We start from the raw sequence: 14,634 nt of genomic DNA, 5'->3' as shown, positions 1-14,634 counted from the left end.
CGGCGGCCAACTCGTCCCGCAGGGCAACTGCTCGGGCCCGACGATCGGCAGGGTCGCGCGGTGTCGTCAGGTCCGCGTCCAGCCCTGTGCGGGTCCCCATGGCGACCGGAAACCAGAGGTCGAAGAGGTCGTCATAGACCTGTCGTTGCCCGCTGCGCCGCAGGAGTGCTGCGGCGAGCCCCTCGCGCAGTCGGCCCCGGTCGGCCATCCCCAGCACTTGGATGACGGCACCGGCGTCGACGAGATCGGATGTCCCGGCGACCACACCGTGGCGGCGCAGGGCGGTGGCGAAGCCCACGAGGCGGGGCTCCAGGGTGCTCACAGGTTGAGGGTCTTGGTGGCGCGGAGGATGTCGTCCTGGTGCTTGAGCAGGACGCCCAGATTGTCGCGGATGACCGCCTCGTCGAGTTCGGTGGCGCCGAGGGCGATCAGGGTGCGGGCCCAGTCCACGGTCTCGGCGACCGAAGGCGACTTGCGCAGGCGTAGGTCGCGCAGCCGCCCGACGAGGCGCACCACCGACTCCGCGAGGGTCGCGTCGAGGTCGGGCACGTGCTGCCTGATGATCTGCTGCTCCAGGTCGGCGTCCGGATAGTCGATGTGCAGGAAGAGGCAGCGCCTCCGCAGGGCCTCGGAGAGTTCGCGCGTGGCGTTGGACGTGAGCACCACGAACGGTCGTTGGGTCGCGCTGATCGTGCCGAGCTCGGGCACCGTCACCTGGAAGTCACCGAGGATCTCCAGGAGCAGGCCCTCGATCTCGACGTCGGCCTTGTCGAGTTCGTCGACCAGGAGGACCACGGGGTCAGTGCTGCGCACCGCCTGCAGCAGGGGTCGGGCCAGGAGGAACTCTTCGCTGAAGATGTCGTGCCGCAGGGCGTCCCACTGCCCGTCCCCGTCGCCTTGGGCGGTGATTCGCAGCAGCTGCTTGGCGTGGTTCCACTCATAGAGCGCGCGCGCCTCGTCCACGCCTTCGTAGCACTGCAGGCGGATCAGGCGGGACCCAGTGGCGGGGGGGGGGGCCTTGGCCAACTCGGTCTTGCCGACGCCGGCCGGCCCCTCGACGAGCAGCGGCTTGCCGAGCCGGTCGGCGAGAAAGGCGGTCGTGGCGATGGCATCGGAGGCGAGGTAGCCGACATCGGCGAGCGCGCGGCATACCTCATCGACGGACGTGAAGCGGGTCGAGGCGGTGGAGGTCACCCGCCGATTGTCCGACACGGCATACTCCCCAGCGAGAGAGGAAGAGGTGACATGAACGACAACATCCGCGAGCTTGAGGCAGGCATCGAGTCCGACTTCACCGAGCAGTTGTCCTACGGTGCCTACCTGGACCTGCCGAGGCTGCTCTCGGCGCAGCATCCGCGCAGCGTCCCGCTGCTCCACGACGAGATGCTCTTCATCATCCAGCACCAGGTGGCCGAGCTCTGGCTCAAACTCCTCCTGCACGAGTTGCACTCGGCGCGGGACCTGTTGGCCACCGATGACCTGTCGCCGGCGCTCAAGCGGCTGGCGCGGGTCAAGCACGTGCTCAAGCAACTGGTCGAGCAGTGGGACGTCCTGGCCACGCTGACGCCCAGTGAGTATGCCGAGATCCGGCCCTTCCTGGCGACGAGCTCGGGCTTCCAGAGCTGGCAGTACCGCTCTGTCGAGTTCCTCCTCGGCAACAAGAACGCCGACATGCTGCGCGTCTTCGACCACGACGGGGAGGTTCGTGACGGGCTGGCGCAGTTGCTGGCCGAGCCGACGCTGTATGACGAGTTCGTGCGTTACCTCTCCCGGCGGGGGTATGCCGTGCCCGCTGCGGTCCTCGACCGCGACGTCACGCAGGCGTATCGGGAGGTGCCGGAGCTCGTCACGCTCTTCGCCCAGGTGTATGCCGCGCCGGCCGAGCACTGGGGCGTCTACGAGGCGTGTGAGGAGTTCGTCGACATCGAGGACCTCTTCCAGCAGTGGCGCTTCCGCCACCTGCAGGTCGTGCTGCGCACGATCGGGCACAAGAGCGGGACCGGTGGCTCGTCGGGAGTGGACTTCCTGAGGCGAGCGCTCGACCTCACCTTCTTCCCCGAGCTCTACAGCGTGCGGTCGACGGTCACCTGAAAACCCGCCCCGACGTTATGGGCCGGTTCTCGGGTGTTCAGGCCCGGGAGATCCGGCCCACAAGTAGGAGGGCGCCGTAGGTTGGGATCGTGCACCGACTGATCCACACCGCGCAGGCGCTCGTCGACGAGGTCGCCGAGGTCCCGAACCTGCCGGCGCGGGGTCAGAACGTCATGGCGACCGCCGTGACCCGGTATGCCGCGTCAGCCGTCAACATCCTCGTTGCCGCCGCTCGCTCCGGGGCAACCGCAGTCCATGCTGGTGCCGTCGGGACCGGGCCCAACGCCGACCTCATCCGGGAGACCTTGGCGGCCGAGCACGTGGCGATCGTGAGCCCCCCGGTGGAAGACCTCGACACGGGGATCTGTTTCGTCATGGTCGAGCCGTCGGCCGAACGCACCTTCGTCACGACCCTGGGCGCCGAGCGCCACATCAGCCTCGAATCGCTGATGACGAGCCAGCCAGCGGCGGGTGACCTGGTCTGTGTCTCGGGCTACTCGCTTGTCGGGTCGACGCGCGATCCGTTGTTTGCTTTTCTGGAGGCCCTCCCGGAGGGTGTCGAGGTGGTCCTGGACCCGGGCGCGATCTTCGCCGGGCTGCCGGCCCCCGTGCGCGACCGGATGCTCGCCCTGACGGCGACGTGGACCTCCAACGCCGAAGAGGCCACCCAACTCACGGGCTGGACAGGCATGGACGAGACTTCGGCTGCCGTGGCCCAGCGGGTGGGCGGCGCCGTCGTGATCGTCCGCGACGGACCCAAGGGGTGCTTCGTGCGCGACGGTGACTCCGCGGCATACGTCAGTGGATACCCGCAGACTCCGGTGGACACCAATGGCGCCGGCGACTGCCACACCGGCATCCTGCTCGCCGGCCGGCTCGGCGGCCTGTCGTGGCACGAGGCGGCGGTCCGCGCCAACGCCGGGGCTGCGATCAAGGTGACCCGTCGGGGCCCGAACACCGCACCGAGTGCTTCCGAGATCGACGACTTCCTCGCGTCGATGGCTGGCGACGGGTGAGCCGTGGGCCTGATGTCGCAGCGCGCAGTCCCGCTCGGGCAGCAATGCCCGGTGGGCAACGGCCCGCGCGTGCTCACTGGGGCTTGATCGGGTGGTTCGTTGCGGCCATTGCCGCCCGGGCGGCACGCCCGTCAGCGCTGCTTGGACTCCCAGGCCAGCTCGAGCAGGGCTGCCAAGTCGTCGGGGCTGATCGAGTCCAGGTGGGCCAGGACCGCGTTGGAGCGGGCGAAGTGCGGGATGGTGAAGACGTGCGGGGTGAAGCTCGCCAGCGCCTCCTCGCGGGCCTCCGGCGTGGCGGTCTGCACGACGACGAGGTCGGTGAAGGGTTCGCCGGTCGCGGGGTCGAACGTCCCCTCGTCGCGCCGGGGGGAGCGGTGGTGGGCCAGGCCGCGTCCGCCGCGCAGGCCACGTCCCTCCATCAGGTAGGCCGCGGGGTCGTCCCAGTACTTGCCCACACTCACGCCGGGCAGTGCGCGGGCGATCGTGTCCAGGTCCGCCGGGGTGGCCATCAGCTCGGGTGACCCTCGGCCTCGTCGAGGTCCTCGCGCTCCAGGGCCTCGATCGCCTCGCGCTGGGCACTGGCCCGGCGCTTGTCGAGCAGCGCCTTCCCGATGCCGCCGGCCACGAGGACGCCCACCGCGCCCGACATGATCCAGGCGAAGGCTGAGTGCTCGTCCGATCGGTCCATGGCGGTCCCCCTCTCGTCGGCCCCGTCACGTGATTCGGGCGAGGTCCTCCCGACAACGGTCCTCGAAACGGTCCAGTTCGGTCAAGGCATCGTCGAGATCGCGGCGTCGCTGCTCGAGGTCGGTGCGTCGGTCGTCGATCTGGTCCAGGACGTACTGCAACTGGCTGCGTTTGCCCCGCGGTGCGTCGTAGAGGTCGATGATCGTGCGGATCTGGTCGAGGGGGAAGCCGAGCCGCTTGCCGCGCAGGATCAGTTGCAAGCGGGTGCGGTCACGCCGGCGATAGAGGCGCTTGGTGCCGTGTCGCTCAGGGGAGATCAGGCCGAGGTCCTCGTAGTGCCGCACCGTCCGGTGCGTGATGCCGAACTCCTCGGCCACCTGGGCGATGGTCCAGGTCTGCTCGTCGGCGCGGGTTGGCATACCCGTGAGTATTGCTTTACGTTTACGTCAACGTCAAGGAGGACCTCCTGGCGCGACCAGTACCCCACCACCAATAGAGGTATGCCGTGTTCGAGCTCAGCCAGGACCACCAGGACTTCCGTGCCCTCGTCAGGCAGTTCGCCGCGGAGGAAGTCGAACCGCACGTCGCGCAGTGGGACCGGGACAGCCACTTTCCGACCGACCTGGTGCCGAGGATGGGCGACCTCGGACTCTTCGGGCTCGTCGTGCCGGAGGCCTTCGGCGGCTCGCTCGAGGACTCCGACGGCGGGTCCTTCACCAATCTGTGCATCGCCATCGAAGAACTCGGCTACGTCGACCAGTCGATCGGCATCACCCTCTCGGCCGGCGTCGGCCTGGGCATCAACCCGATCCTCACCTATGGCACGGCCGAGCAGAAGCAGCGCTTCCTGCCTGACCTGGTCGCCGGGCGGGCACTCGCCGGCTTCGGCCTGACCGAGCCGGACGCCGGCTCGGACGCGGGCGCGACGCGCACGCGCGCCACTCTCGACGGCGCCGAGTGGACGGTCAACGGCGCCAAGGCCTTCATCACCAACTCCGGCACCGACATCACCTCGGTCGTCACCGTCACGGCCCGCACCGGCGAGGGCGCCGACGGCCGACCCGAGATCTCGGCGATCATGATCCCTTCCGGCACACCGGGATTCACCGTCGAAGCCCCCTACCACAAGCTCGGGTGGCACATCTCGGACACCCACGGCCTGACCTTCGACAACTGCCGCGTCCCGCAGGAGAACCTCCTCGGCGAGCGCGGGGCCGGCTTCAAGCAGTTCCTCAAGACCCTCGACGACGGCCGGATCGCCATCTCCGCGCTCGCGCTCGGCATGATCCGCCGGATGCTCGACGAGTCGGTCGCCTACAGCAAGACCCGCACCGCCTTCGGCAAGCCGATCGGCATCAACCAGGGGGTCGCCTTCCCGATCGCCGACCTCGCCGTGATGGCCGAGACCGCCACCGTGCTGACCTACAAGGCCGCCTGGCTCAAGGACGAGCAGGAGGCTGGGCGCCGCTCGGTCGCCGAGGTCAAGAAGGCGGCCGCGATCGCCAAGCTCTACACCTCGGAGGCCGCGGTCACCGCGACGCGTATCGCGACGCAGGTCTTCGGCGGCAACGGCTTCATGGAGGAGTACCCGATCGCCCGGTTCTACCGCGACGCCAAGATCCTCGAGATCGGCGAGGGCACCAGCGAGGTCCAGCGGATGGTCATCGGTCGCCACCTCGGTCTGCCCCAGGGCTGACAAGATGGCCGGTATGCCGTCCGCTGACGTCCCCGCCCCGGTCACCTCCCCCTCGGGAGACTCCGGTGACCCCCGAGTCGCCGACGTGCGTGCTCGTCTCGACGCGGCATACCAGGCCTCGGCGACGGCACCCGAGAAGGCCGCCGCCAAGCTCGCCCAGCAGGGCAAGCTCTACGTCCGCGACCGCATCGCGCTCCTGCTCGACGAGGGGAGTTTCGTCGAGGACGGGCGCTACGCGAACTCCACGACTCCCGGCCTGCCGGCGGACGGGGTCGTGACCGGGCGGGGCGCCATTGACGACCGACCGGTTGTCGTCATCGCCAACGACCCCACGGTCAAGGCGGGCTCATGGGGCAGCCGGACCGTCGAGAAGATCGTGCGCGCCACGGAGATCGCCCTGCGCGAGGAACTGCCGGTCTTCTGGCTCGTCGACTCGGCAGGAGCCCGGATCACCGACCAGGTCGAGATGTTCCCCGGCCGGCGGGGCGCCGGCCGGATCTTCCACAACCAGGTTGCGCTGTCCGGCAAGGTGCCGCAGATCTGCTGCCTCTTCGGGCCGTCGGCCGCCGGTGGTGCCTACATCCCGAGCTTCTGCGACCTCATCATCATGGTTGAGGGCAATGCGTCTATGTATCTGGGCAGCCCCCGGATGGCGGAAATGGTTGTGGGGGAGAAGGTTTCGCTCGAGGACATGGGTGGTGCGCGGATGCACTGCACCGTCTCCGGCGTGGGTGACCTGCTCGCGCAGGACGACGCGGAGGCCATCGAGCTCGCCAAGCTCTACTTCTCCTATGTTCCGGTCAACTGGCAGTCGCCGCTGCCGACCTACCACCCGGAGCAGCCGGCTGGACCACTGACCTCCGCGTCCGTGCCGCAGCGGGAGAGTCAGCCCTTCGATGTCCACGACGTCATCGAGGGCCTCGTCGACGAGGACTCCTTCTTCGAGATCAAGCCGCTCTTCGCCCCCGAGCTCGTCATCGGCTTCGGGCGGATGGCGGGCAGCACGGTCGGCATCGTGGCCAACAACTCGGCGGTCAAGGGCGGGGTACTGTTCACCGACAGCGCCGACAAGGCTGCCCGTTTCATCTGGCTGTGTGATGCCTATTCGATCCCGCTGATCTATCTCGCCGACGTGCCGGGCTTCATGATCGGCTCGGAGGTGGAGCGCGGAGGCATCATCCGGCACGGCGCCAAGATGGTCTCGGCGGTGTCCTCGGCGACGGTGCCGCAGTTCTGTGTCGTCGTCCGCAAGGCCTATGGCGCTGGGCTCTATGCCATGGGCGGTCCGGGCTTCGGGCCGGACGCGACGATCGCCCTGCCGACGGCGCGGATCGCCGTCATGGGTCCTGAAGCGGCGGTGAATGCGGTGTACGCCAACAAGATCGCCGAGGTCGAGGCCGCCGAAGGTGCCGGGGCCCGAGACGCCTTCGTCGCTGCTCGACGGGCGGAGTACCTCGAGGACGTCGACCTCGAGCGGCTCGCGGCCGACCTGGTCATCGACCAGGTCGTCGAGGCCGACCAGTTGCGCGACGAGCTGCTCCTGAGGCTGCGCTACGCCGCGAACCGGGACCGCCACTTCGCGACCAAGCGCCGCGGCATACCACCGGTGTGACAGGGCAGCCTTCGCCCGCTCGCCTCGCCCACTTCTCACCAATAGTGAGCTTTCGGTATGCCGCGGGGCGTCGGCCCACGGCTCCTTCTGACCAATAGTGAGCTTTCGGTATGCCGCTCAGGCGGCCGGAGCGTGGGTCGGGCATCGGAAGTGTCGGCGCCAGTCGTCGAGCGGTGCGCGCGGCAGGGCAATGCCGTGGTCCGCAAGGGTCTCGATGATCCGTCGGAGGAGGCCCGCGGTGTCGCCATAAAGGTCGTCGGCGGTCACGATCAAGAACGTCCATCCCTCCAGGCCCAAATCGTGGCGCCGGACCTCGTCGAGCTGCCGTTGCTCATCGGTGTGGTGCCAACGGCCGTCGTACTCGATGGCGAGCCTTGTTTCCCGGAAGCCCAGGTCAAGGCGATAACGGAGTCGTCCGTCGGCGTCAGTGAGGTGGATGTCGACCTCGGGTTCGGGCAGGCCGGCGAAGGTGAAGAGGAGGCGAAGAGCGGTCTCGGGTGCGGAGTCGACACCTTCCCTCACCAGTCGGGCCGCGAGTTGCGCTTCGCGCCGGCACTGGTGCTCCCATGCGTCGGCGAATGCCACCAGTTCTGGTGGACTGAAGCGGTTCTTGCGTACCAGCGAGTCACCGAGGGCGACGAGCTGAACAGTCGTCGCGATACGGGCCAGGTGTCCGAAGGTTTGGAGTGGTGCCGTGACGGGCAAGCCATGCCGCTTGACCGCGTGAAGTTGGTGGCGGTGCCGGTGCAGTCGGATTCCGGGAATGCGCATCTGGTGATCGCGCTCCAACGCCAGGTGCAGTTCTGGATCGTCGGGGGTCGTTCCTCCCCACAGCCGCCCGGCAGACCAGTGGCTGACCACGGCGCCGCGCGGAGCCAGCAGCAGCGCCGCTCTACTTCGGACGACGACGGTGTCAGGAACCTCGGAGTGAACTCCGACGCCGCGGAAGATGCGCCGATAGCGAGGGCTGCGAAGGTCGCTGGGCCTGATTCCGAGATCGGGCGCGTCTCGGATGAGGAACGGATGGTGGGTTTCAAGGGAATCGGCCATGAGGTGAGTCTTGCGGTCGGCGTCGGCCCGCAATCTCGATTTCCACAGGGAGCCGCCGGCGGGCTGACCGAAAGCTCACTATTGGTGAGAATGGGTTGACCCGGCGATCTCCCGGAGTGCGGCGACATGCATCGTCAGGGCCGCGCGCCCCTTGCCCGTCAGGGACAACCCGGTGCGGGGCCGCTTGCCGACGTAGCCCTTCTTGACCCTGACATAGCCAGCCGCCTCCAACGTGCTGACCTGCTTGGAGAGCACCGAGGCAGTCACTTCGTCAGGTCGAACCATCCGATGCCCAGTTCGCGCACCAGGTCCCGCAGCAAGGGCAGGGAGAGGCCGACGACGTTGTGGTGATCGCCCTCGATGGCCCTGACGAAGGCACCGCCGAGACCGTCGATTGTGAAGGCCCCCGCCACCCGCAGCGGCTCACCGGTTGCGACATAGGCCTCGATCTCGGCATCGTCGAGGTCGGCGAAGTGCACCACCGTCGAGGCCGTCCCGCCGACCATCCCGCCGGTGCCACCATGGCTCGACTCCCTCTCGTCGACCAGCCAGTGCCCGGTGTGCAGGGTCCCGGTCCGACCGCGCATTCGCCGCCAGCGGGCGATGGCTTCCGCGTCATCGCCGGGCTTGCCGTGCACCTCCCCGTCGAGTTCGAGCACCGAATCGCACCCGAGCACCACGCAGGGTTGGTATGCCGCGGGGCCGCCCCCGCGGCATACGTCCTCGGCCTTGGCGCGGGCGAGGAGCAGCGCGACGTCGGAAGCGGCGAGCGGCCCGTGGAGCGCCTCGGCTGCGGCGACGGCGGCCTCCTCGTCGACGTCGCTGACGATGACGGTGGGATCGATTCCGGCGGCGCGCAGGGTCGCGAGTCGCGCGGGCGAGGCCGAGGCGAGGACGAGGTGCACCAGGCTCATCCGAGGACCTCGTCGACGAAGCACCAACGCCACGACTCGCCCGGCTCGAGGCTTCGCATGACCGGGTGGGCGCTCTCGTGGAAGTGGGCGCTGGCGTGCCTGCCCTGTGAGGAGTCGCAGCAGCCCACGTGGCCGCACGTGGTGCACAGTCGCAGGTGCACCCAGGTCATCCCGAGAGCGCGGCACTCCTCGCAGCCCTCGGGAGTCGTCGGCACGGCGAACCCTTGATCTTCGCGCAGGTGGTCACAGTTCCCCGCGACCTGGCTGGGTGTGGTGAGGACCTCGTCGCGAAGGCGTTCGTGTCGGGAGACCCGATAGGCGAGCGCCGCCTCCTCGGCGTCGAGTTGCTGGAGCACCGTGCGGAGCACGGCCTGATCGACGCTGTCCTCGTCCCGAATGCGCAGGAGTTCGGTGCGCTCGGCCGCCAGCATCTCCAGTCGGATTCGCTGGTAGGTCTCGCTCGGGGTTTCCTCATCGTCCCGTCCGCTGCCGAGGCGCTCCCACACCCGGTTGACGCGCGCCGTCGCCTGGCGCTGGATGAGTTCGAAGGTCGAGGTGTCGACCTCCGTCCGGGACTCGATGGCACGCAGGCCGGCCGCGGTCGTCGCCTGCACGACGGTCGCCTCTTGGAGGGCGTCCTCGCGGGCGTCCGGTCCCCGCACGCCGAGGCGCCGGGCGACGGTGGGCAACGTGAGTCCCTGCAGCACAAGGGTTCCCACCGTGACCATCAGGGCGACCAGGATGAACACGGGCCGATGGGGAGTGTTCTGGGGGAGGGTGAGGGCGGCTGCGAGCGTGACCACGCCGCGCATCCCGGCCCACGAGACGACGAGGGTCGACGTGTTGTCGGCGGCCTGCTCGTCGCGACCGACAACCCGACGCAGCCAGGTCATCGGGAGCAGCCAGAGGGGGCGGGCGATCATGGCCGCGACGAGGACGGCCAGGCCCAGCAGGAAGGCGTTGCCGAGGGCGACGTCGTCCTCCCGGACAGCGGTGATGATCGCCTTCACCTGCAAGCCGATGAGGAGGAAGACGAGGTTCTCGAGGATGAAGGTGATGCTGGCCCAGTTGATCCGCTCGGACAGTCGTGAGGAGGCCGTCTGCAGCAGCGGTGCCTTGTGGGCCAGGAGCAGCCCCGCGGTCACGACCGCGAGCACGCCGCTCGCCCCGATCTCCTCGGCGGGCAGATAGGCCGCGAAGGGCGCGACGAAGGACAGGGCGGTGTCGGCCGCGCTCTCGTGCACGCGCCGGCGCAACCAGCCGACGAGCAGGAACACGACGACCCCGACGGCCACGCCGCCGACCACGGCGACGGCGAAGGACTGGGCCACATCAGCAGGGCCGACCGGCTCGGGGTGGGTGGCCGCGCCCTCACCGTGCGCGACGGCCAACCCGGCGGCGGCCAGGGCAGTGCGCAAGGTGACCAGCGAGGTGGCGTCATTGAGCAGCGACTCGCCCTCGAGGATCGTCGTCACCCGTCGGGGCAGCCCGACCCGGCGGGCCACGGCGGTGGCTGCGACGGCATCTGGGGGAGCGACGATCGCGCCGAGTGCGATGGCGACGCCCCAGTGGACATCGAGCACGTAATGCGTGATCGCCCCGACGATCAGCGCCGTGAAGAGCACGAGCCCGAAGGCCAGGCTGAGGATCGAGCCCAGGTTGGCGCGGATGTCGACCAACGACGTGGAGAGCGCCGCGGCATACAACAGGGGTGGGAGGAGGCCGAGGAGCACGACCTCGGGCGACAACTCGATGACCGGGACCCCCGGGACGAGGCAGGCGATGACGCCCACTCCGAGGAGGAAGAGTGGCGGCTGGATGCCGAGGCGTTCGGCGAGCTGGGCCGCGACGATGACGACGGCGACGAGCACGACGACGGTGAGGGCGATGGTCACGCGCTGCATCCTCGCATTGACGTGTGCGCTCCGTCGTATGCCGCGACGTCGGTGCAGGTCACTGCGCCAGGAGGGCATCCCGGAGCACGTCGAGCCCCACAGATCCGAGGTCGAGGGCTCGCGCGTGGAAGTCCTTGAGCGAGAACGCATTCCCCTCACGGGCGCGCACCTCGTCGCGCAGCTGCAGCCACAGCCGCTCGCCGATCTTGTAGCTCGGCGCCTGTCCCGGCCAGGTGAGATAGCGGTCGAGCTCGAAGCGCAGCATCCCCTCGGACTCGAACGCATGGGCGGTGAGGAAGGCCCACGCCTTGTCGTAGTCCCACTCGCCACCACCGACCTCGGCCGGGGCCTCGAAGCCGCAGTGCACGCCGATGTCGAGCACGACGCGCGCCGCCCGGAGTGACTGCATGCAGAGCATGCCCATCCGGTTGCCGGGGTCGTCCATGTGGCCGAACTCGGCCATCAGCCGCTCGGCGTACAGCGCCCAGCCCTCGCCGTGACCGGACGTCCAGCACATCATCCGACGCCACTTGTTGAGCAGCTTTCGCTGGAAGACCGCCTGGGCCACCTGGAGGTGATGCCCGGGCACACCCTCGTGGTAGACCGTCGACAGCTCGCTCCACGTGCCGAACTCGGTCTCGCCCTTGGGCACCGACCACCACATCCGCCCCGGGCGCGAGAAGTCGTCCGACGGACCGGTGTAGTAGATCCCACCGGTCTGGGTCGGCGCGATGAGGCACTCGATCCGGTGCGCCGGCTCGGGGATGTCGAAGTGCGTGCCGTGGAGCATCGCGATCGCCTCGTCGGCCTTGCCCTGCATCCACGCCTTGAGCTCGTCCGTGCCGTGCAGCTGGTAGGCCGGGTCGGCCTTCAGGTGGGCGATCGCCTCGGCGACCGTGGCACCTGGCCGGATCCGCTGCGCCGTCGCCTCCATGTCGGCGGTGATCCTCGCCAGCTCCTCCTGACCCCATTGGTAGGTCTCCTCGAGGTCGACGGTGGCGCCGAGGAAGTCCCGACTGGCCAGGGCATAGCGCTCGCGACCGGCGGCATCCGCGGCCGGGGCGTGGGGGAGGACCCGCTCCTCGAGCCACTCACCCAACGATTGGTATGCCGCGGCCGCGGCTTCCACGTTGGTGCGGAGGTCGGCCGCGACCTCCTCCGGGAGAGGAGAGCCGTCCGAGAGCTTCGCACCCGCGAGCAGGCCGGCGTAGTAGCCGTCGGGGCTGGTGAACTCGGCACACTGGTCGATGCACGCCTGCACCCCGCGCCGCGAGGAGACGACGCCGCGGTCGGTGCTCTCGGCCAGCGTCACCTTGAGCTGCTCCAGCGCGGCCGGCACCTTGCCCATCCGGGTGGCGATGGTGGCCCATTGCTCGGCGGTGTCGGTGGGCATCAGGTCGAAGATGTCGCGGCAGCCCTGCACGGGGGAGGCGAGGTTGTTGAGGGCGGCGCGGTCCCAGCCCGCGCCGGCCGTCTCGAGCTGCAGGCCGAGGCGCTCGCGCATGGCGGCGATCGTCACCTCGTCGATGGCATCAGTCGGCTCGACCTCCGACAGTCGCTCCAGCGTCCGGCGGGCCAAGTCGACGTGCGCGTCGAAGCCGGCGGGCGACAGGTCGTCGATGTCCTCGTCGTGCCCGGGGATGCCCAGGTAGGTCGCGAGGTTGGGGGAGAGGGCGATGGCGGCGTCGAAGTACTCGTCGGCGATCGCGTCGACGGCGGTGGGCTGGCGGGTCGGTGCGGTCTCAACAGTCACCCGGGCGACGCTACCCGGGGAGGTGGGCGCGCGGCATACCCTGTGCCTCATGGGGTTCGTGCGCAGCGTCAACGTGGGTCGGCTCACGGCCTCCACCCACGCGAGCCCCCGGCGCGGGACGGCCATCGACAAGCAGCCGGTCGATGCGATCGAGGTGCGGGCCCCGGGACCCAAGCGCGGTGGCCTGGGCAGTGGGGTCGTCGGTGACGCGATCGGCGACCCGCGTCACCACGGCGGCGATGGGCAGGCCGTGTATGCCGTGGCGCGCGAGGAGCTCGACTGGTGGGGTCGCGAGCTGGGCCGGGACCTGCGGGACGGGATGTTCGGGGAGAACCTCACCACCGAGGGCCTCGATGTCGATGCCGCCGTCATCGGCACGACGTGGGCGATCGGATCGGCGGTCCTCCACGTGGAGGGGCCGCGGATCCCGTGCCGGACGTTCGCCGGGCACATGGGTGAGCAGCGATGGGTCAAGCGCTTCAGCGAGCGCGGCCGGACCGGCGCCTACCTGGCGGTGATCGAGCCCGGCCGGATCAGCGCCGGGGACGAGATCCGGGTGCTGGAGGTGCCTGCGCACGGGGTCACCGTGCCGCAATCGTTCCGAGCGCTCATGGGCGACCGCGACCTGGCCGGGCAGATCCTCGCCTCAGGAGCGGGGTCGGAGACGCTTCGCGCCGAACTGGAGGGCCGACAGTAGGGGAGTGCGGGGATCAGCCGGCGCGGCGGGCGCGGGCGTTGCGGCGCTTGAGCGCGCGGCGCTCGTCTTCGGAGAGGCCACCCCAGACTCCGGCATCCTGGCCGGACTCGATGGCCCACTTCAGGCAGGTGTCGACGACCTCACAGCGGCGGCACACGGCCTTCGCATCCTCGATCTGCTGGATCGCCGGGCCGGTGTTCCCGATCGGGAAGAACAGCTCGGGGTCCTCGTCGAGGCAGGCAGCGCGGTCGCGCCAATCCATGGGGGGTTACTCCTTGTCGGTGGAGGTGAGAGCTCCTGAAGGGGTCCTGCAGTCGGGTCGCGATGCAGGCAGAAAGCCAGCGTGCATCGTTGCACCACGGATGCAGGCACACACGCATCCAACACAGGATCTTACCCCTGACGTCCCAAACACACCAGAGGTTGTGGTCCGGTGCACCCGTTTGCCGTGATCTGTCCGTCCATGCGCAACGTCGGACTGTGCAGGCAGGTTCCCGCCTGCAGATCCTGGGCCTGTCCGGGCGGCCGGGGTGATATAGTTGTATCATCAATTAAAGCGTCTGGAGTGCAGTATGGCCCGGCCGGAACCGAAGTGCCCGATTCGCGTGGGCGACCCGTGCTCCCTGTGCTTCCCCGGGGCCAGCGGACCGCAGGACTGCGGGCTGGTCTACCTGGTCCAGTCCGACCCCGAGTTGCGCGAGCAGCTGGCGGCCAAGCGCGGCGAGGCCCGACAGGCCCTGGCCGGCTGACGGCCGATCGGGGGAGGTCATACCCTCGTGGGCATGTCGGCGAATGAGACTCCCGTGACTCCTGCATGGGCCCGCCCGCTGGCGGCCCTGGTCTGTGGGATTCAAGGCGTGGTGCTGCTGGGCTTCTGCGCTTTCTACCTCTACGAACTCGTCATCGGCGAGGGTGACGATGCCGCGCGCGTGGTGATGTCGATCGCCCTGATGGCGCTCACCGGAGTGGCGCTCCTGGCCATGGCCAGGGCCTGGCGGTCCGGCGGCACCTGGCCGCGGACCCCGACGATCCTGTGGAACCTGCTGATGCTGCCGGTTGCATGGAGTATGCACGGCGGCGGCTTCTGGGGGGCCTGGCCGCTTGCTGTCGCGGCGATTCTGGCGATCGTCGCTGCCCTGATGAGTGGTCGCCACGAGAGCGACGCCGTCGTCTGACCTCATCTCGCTGCCGACTACAGGTATGGGTGTGTCGCGGTGCGAGAT

17 protein-coding genes and 1 pseudogene are annotated in these 14,634 nt (G+C 69.2%); 8 read left to right on the top strand and 10 right to left on the bottom strand.

Features of this window, described 5'->3' with window-relative positions; all coding sequences use genetic code 11:
- Together BN10_RS17035 and BN10_RS00285 are read right to left on the bottom strand one after the other, a co-directional pair.
- Positions 1–322: pseudogene (locus BN10_RS17035) on the bottom strand (VWA domain-containing protein); the annotation flags it as partial.
- Positions 319–1,194: an AAA family ATPase gene (locus BN10_RS00285; RefSeq protein ID WP_040752088.1), complete on the bottom strand. Its 876-nt coding sequence runs from the start codon at positions 1,192–1,194 to the stop codon at positions 319–321. The gene BN10_RS00285 and the pseudogene BN10_RS17035, both read right to left, overlap by 4 nt.
- A gap of 51 nt (positions 1,195–1,245) precedes the next feature.
- Between BN10_RS00285 and BN10_RS00280 the strand changes: the two genes are divergently transcribed.
- A complete protein-coding gene (locus BN10_RS00280; RefSeq protein WP_010849130.1) occupies positions 1,246–2,091 on the top strand; it encodes a tryptophan 2,3-dioxygenase in 846 nt (281 codons plus the stop codon).
- A gap of 89 nt (positions 2,092–2,180) precedes the next feature.
- Positions 2,181–3,107 (top strand): PfkB family carbohydrate kinase, encoded by a 927-nt coding sequence (locus BN10_RS00275; protein ID WP_010849129.1) that lies wholly within the window; start codon positions 2,181–2,183, stop codon positions 3,105–3,107.
- Positions 3,108–3,238: 131 nt separating this feature from the next.
- Here BN10_RS00275 and BN10_RS00270 read toward each other — a convergent pair whose 3' ends face one another.
- Genes BN10_RS00270 through BN10_RS00260 form a run of 3 tightly spaced genes read right to left on the bottom strand, consistent with a single transcriptional unit; the run spans position 3,239 to position 4,213 of the window.
- The gene (locus tag BN10_RS00270; RefSeq protein ID WP_010849128.1) at positions 3,239–3,616 is read right to left on the bottom strand and encodes a hypothetical protein; all 378 of its coding nucleotides are present in this window, start codon (positions 3,614–3,616) and stop codon (positions 3,239–3,241) included.
- Positions 3,616–3,795 carry a hypothetical protein gene (locus BN10_RS00265; RefSeq protein ID WP_010849127.1) on the bottom strand — a complete coding sequence of 60 codons (180 nt, stop codon included), beginning with the start codon at positions 3,793–3,795 and terminating at the stop codon, positions 3,616–3,618. Before BN10_RS00265 ends, BN10_RS00270 begins: the two co-directional genes overlap by 1 nt.
- 25 nt (positions 3,796–3,820) lie before the next feature.
- The gene (locus tag BN10_RS00260) at positions 3,821–4,213 is read right to left on the bottom strand and encodes a MerR family transcriptional regulator (protein ID WP_010849126.1); all 393 of its coding nucleotides are present in this window, start codon (positions 4,211–4,213) and stop codon (positions 3,821–3,823) included.
- Between the two features lie 86 nt (positions 4,214–4,299).
- On the opposite strand from BN10_RS00260, the gene BN10_RS00255 reads away from it, so the two are divergent.
- The 3 genes from BN10_RS00255 (at position 4,300) to BN10_RS16545 (ending at position 8,251) form a co-directional block, all read left to right on the top strand.
- Positions 4,300–5,490 (top strand): acyl-CoA dehydrogenase family protein, encoded by a 1,191-nt coding sequence (locus tag BN10_RS00255; RefSeq protein WP_010849125.1) that lies wholly within the window; start codon positions 4,300–4,302, stop codon positions 5,488–5,490.
- 13 nt (positions 5,491–5,503) lie between these two features.
- Entirely contained in the window at positions 5,504–7,102 is a 1,599-nt protein-coding gene (locus tag BN10_RS00250; RefSeq protein ID WP_040750271.1) for an acyl-CoA carboxylase subunit beta, read from the top strand.
- A gap of 132 nt (positions 7,103–7,234) precedes the next feature.
- Positions 7,235–8,251: a hypothetical protein gene (locus BN10_RS16545; protein ID WP_198013973.1), complete on the top strand. Its 1,017-nt coding sequence runs from the start codon at positions 7,235–7,237 to the stop codon at positions 8,249–8,251.
- On the opposite strand, the gene BN10_RS00240 is transcribed toward BN10_RS16545, so the two are convergent.
- Genes BN10_RS00240 through BN10_RS00225 form a run of 4 tightly spaced genes read right to left on the bottom strand, consistent with a single transcriptional unit; the run spans position 8,231 to position 12,714 of the window.
- Positions 8,231–8,407: a transcriptional regulator gene (locus tag BN10_RS00240; RefSeq protein WP_407674649.1), complete on the bottom strand. Its 177-nt coding sequence runs from the start codon at positions 8,405–8,407 to the stop codon at positions 8,231–8,233. The two genes, BN10_RS16545 and BN10_RS00240, sit on opposite strands and share 21 nt — an antisense overlap.
- A gap of 8 nt (positions 8,408–8,415) precedes the next feature.
- Positions 8,416–9,066: a Maf family protein gene (locus BN10_RS00235; protein ID WP_010849120.1), complete on the bottom strand. Its 651-nt coding sequence runs from the start codon at positions 9,064–9,066 to the stop codon at positions 8,416–8,418.
- Positions 9,063–10,970, bottom strand: a complete 1,908-nt coding sequence (locus BN10_RS00230) for a Na+/H+ antiporter (RefSeq protein WP_233354224.1) — start codon at positions 10,968–10,970, stop codon at positions 9,063–9,065. Before BN10_RS00230 ends, BN10_RS00235 begins: the two co-directional genes overlap by 4 nt.
- A 49-nt stretch (positions 10,971–11,019) precedes the next feature.
- Entirely contained in the window at positions 11,020–12,714 is a 1,695-nt protein-coding gene (locus BN10_RS00225; RefSeq protein ID WP_010849118.1) for a DUF885 domain-containing protein, read from the bottom strand.
- 49 nt (positions 12,715–12,763) lie between these two features.
- On the opposite strand from BN10_RS00225, the gene BN10_RS00220 reads away from it, so the two are divergent.
- The gene (locus tag BN10_RS00220) at positions 12,764–13,411 is read left to right on the top strand and encodes an MOSC domain-containing protein (protein ID WP_010849117.1); all 648 of its coding nucleotides are present in this window, start codon (positions 12,764–12,766) and stop codon (positions 13,409–13,411) included.
- Between the two features lie 13 nt (positions 13,412–13,424).
- On the opposite strand, the gene BN10_RS00215 is transcribed toward BN10_RS00220, so the two are convergent.
- Entirely contained in the window at positions 13,425–13,673 is a 249-nt protein-coding gene (locus BN10_RS00215) for a WhiB family transcriptional regulator (RefSeq protein WP_010849116.1), read from the bottom strand.
- A gap of 310 nt (positions 13,674–13,983) precedes the next feature.
- On the opposite strand from BN10_RS00215, the gene BN10_RS17030 reads away from it, so the two are divergent.
- Both BN10_RS17030 and BN10_RS00210 read left to right on the top strand, forming a co-directional pair.
- Entirely contained in the window at positions 13,984–14,160 is a 177-nt protein-coding gene (locus BN10_RS17030) for a DUF6767 domain-containing protein (RefSeq protein WP_010849115.1), read from the top strand.
- Positions 14,161–14,193: 33 nt separating this feature from the next.
- On the top strand, positions 14,194–14,586 hold the full coding sequence (locus BN10_RS00210) for a hypothetical protein (protein ID WP_156917074.1): 393 nt from the start codon (positions 14,194–14,196) through the stop codon (positions 14,584–14,586).
- Positions 14,587–14,634 lie beyond the last annotated feature (48 nt).

Origin of the sequence: Phycicoccus elongatus Lp2, assembly GCF_000367525.1 — a bacterium.
In the GTDB taxonomy this organism is placed as follows: Bacteria; Actinomycetota; Actinomycetes; order Actinomycetales; family Dermatophilaceae; genus Phycicoccus_A; species Phycicoccus_A elongatus.
This window is presented reverse-complemented; position numbering and strand designations above follow the sequence as displayed.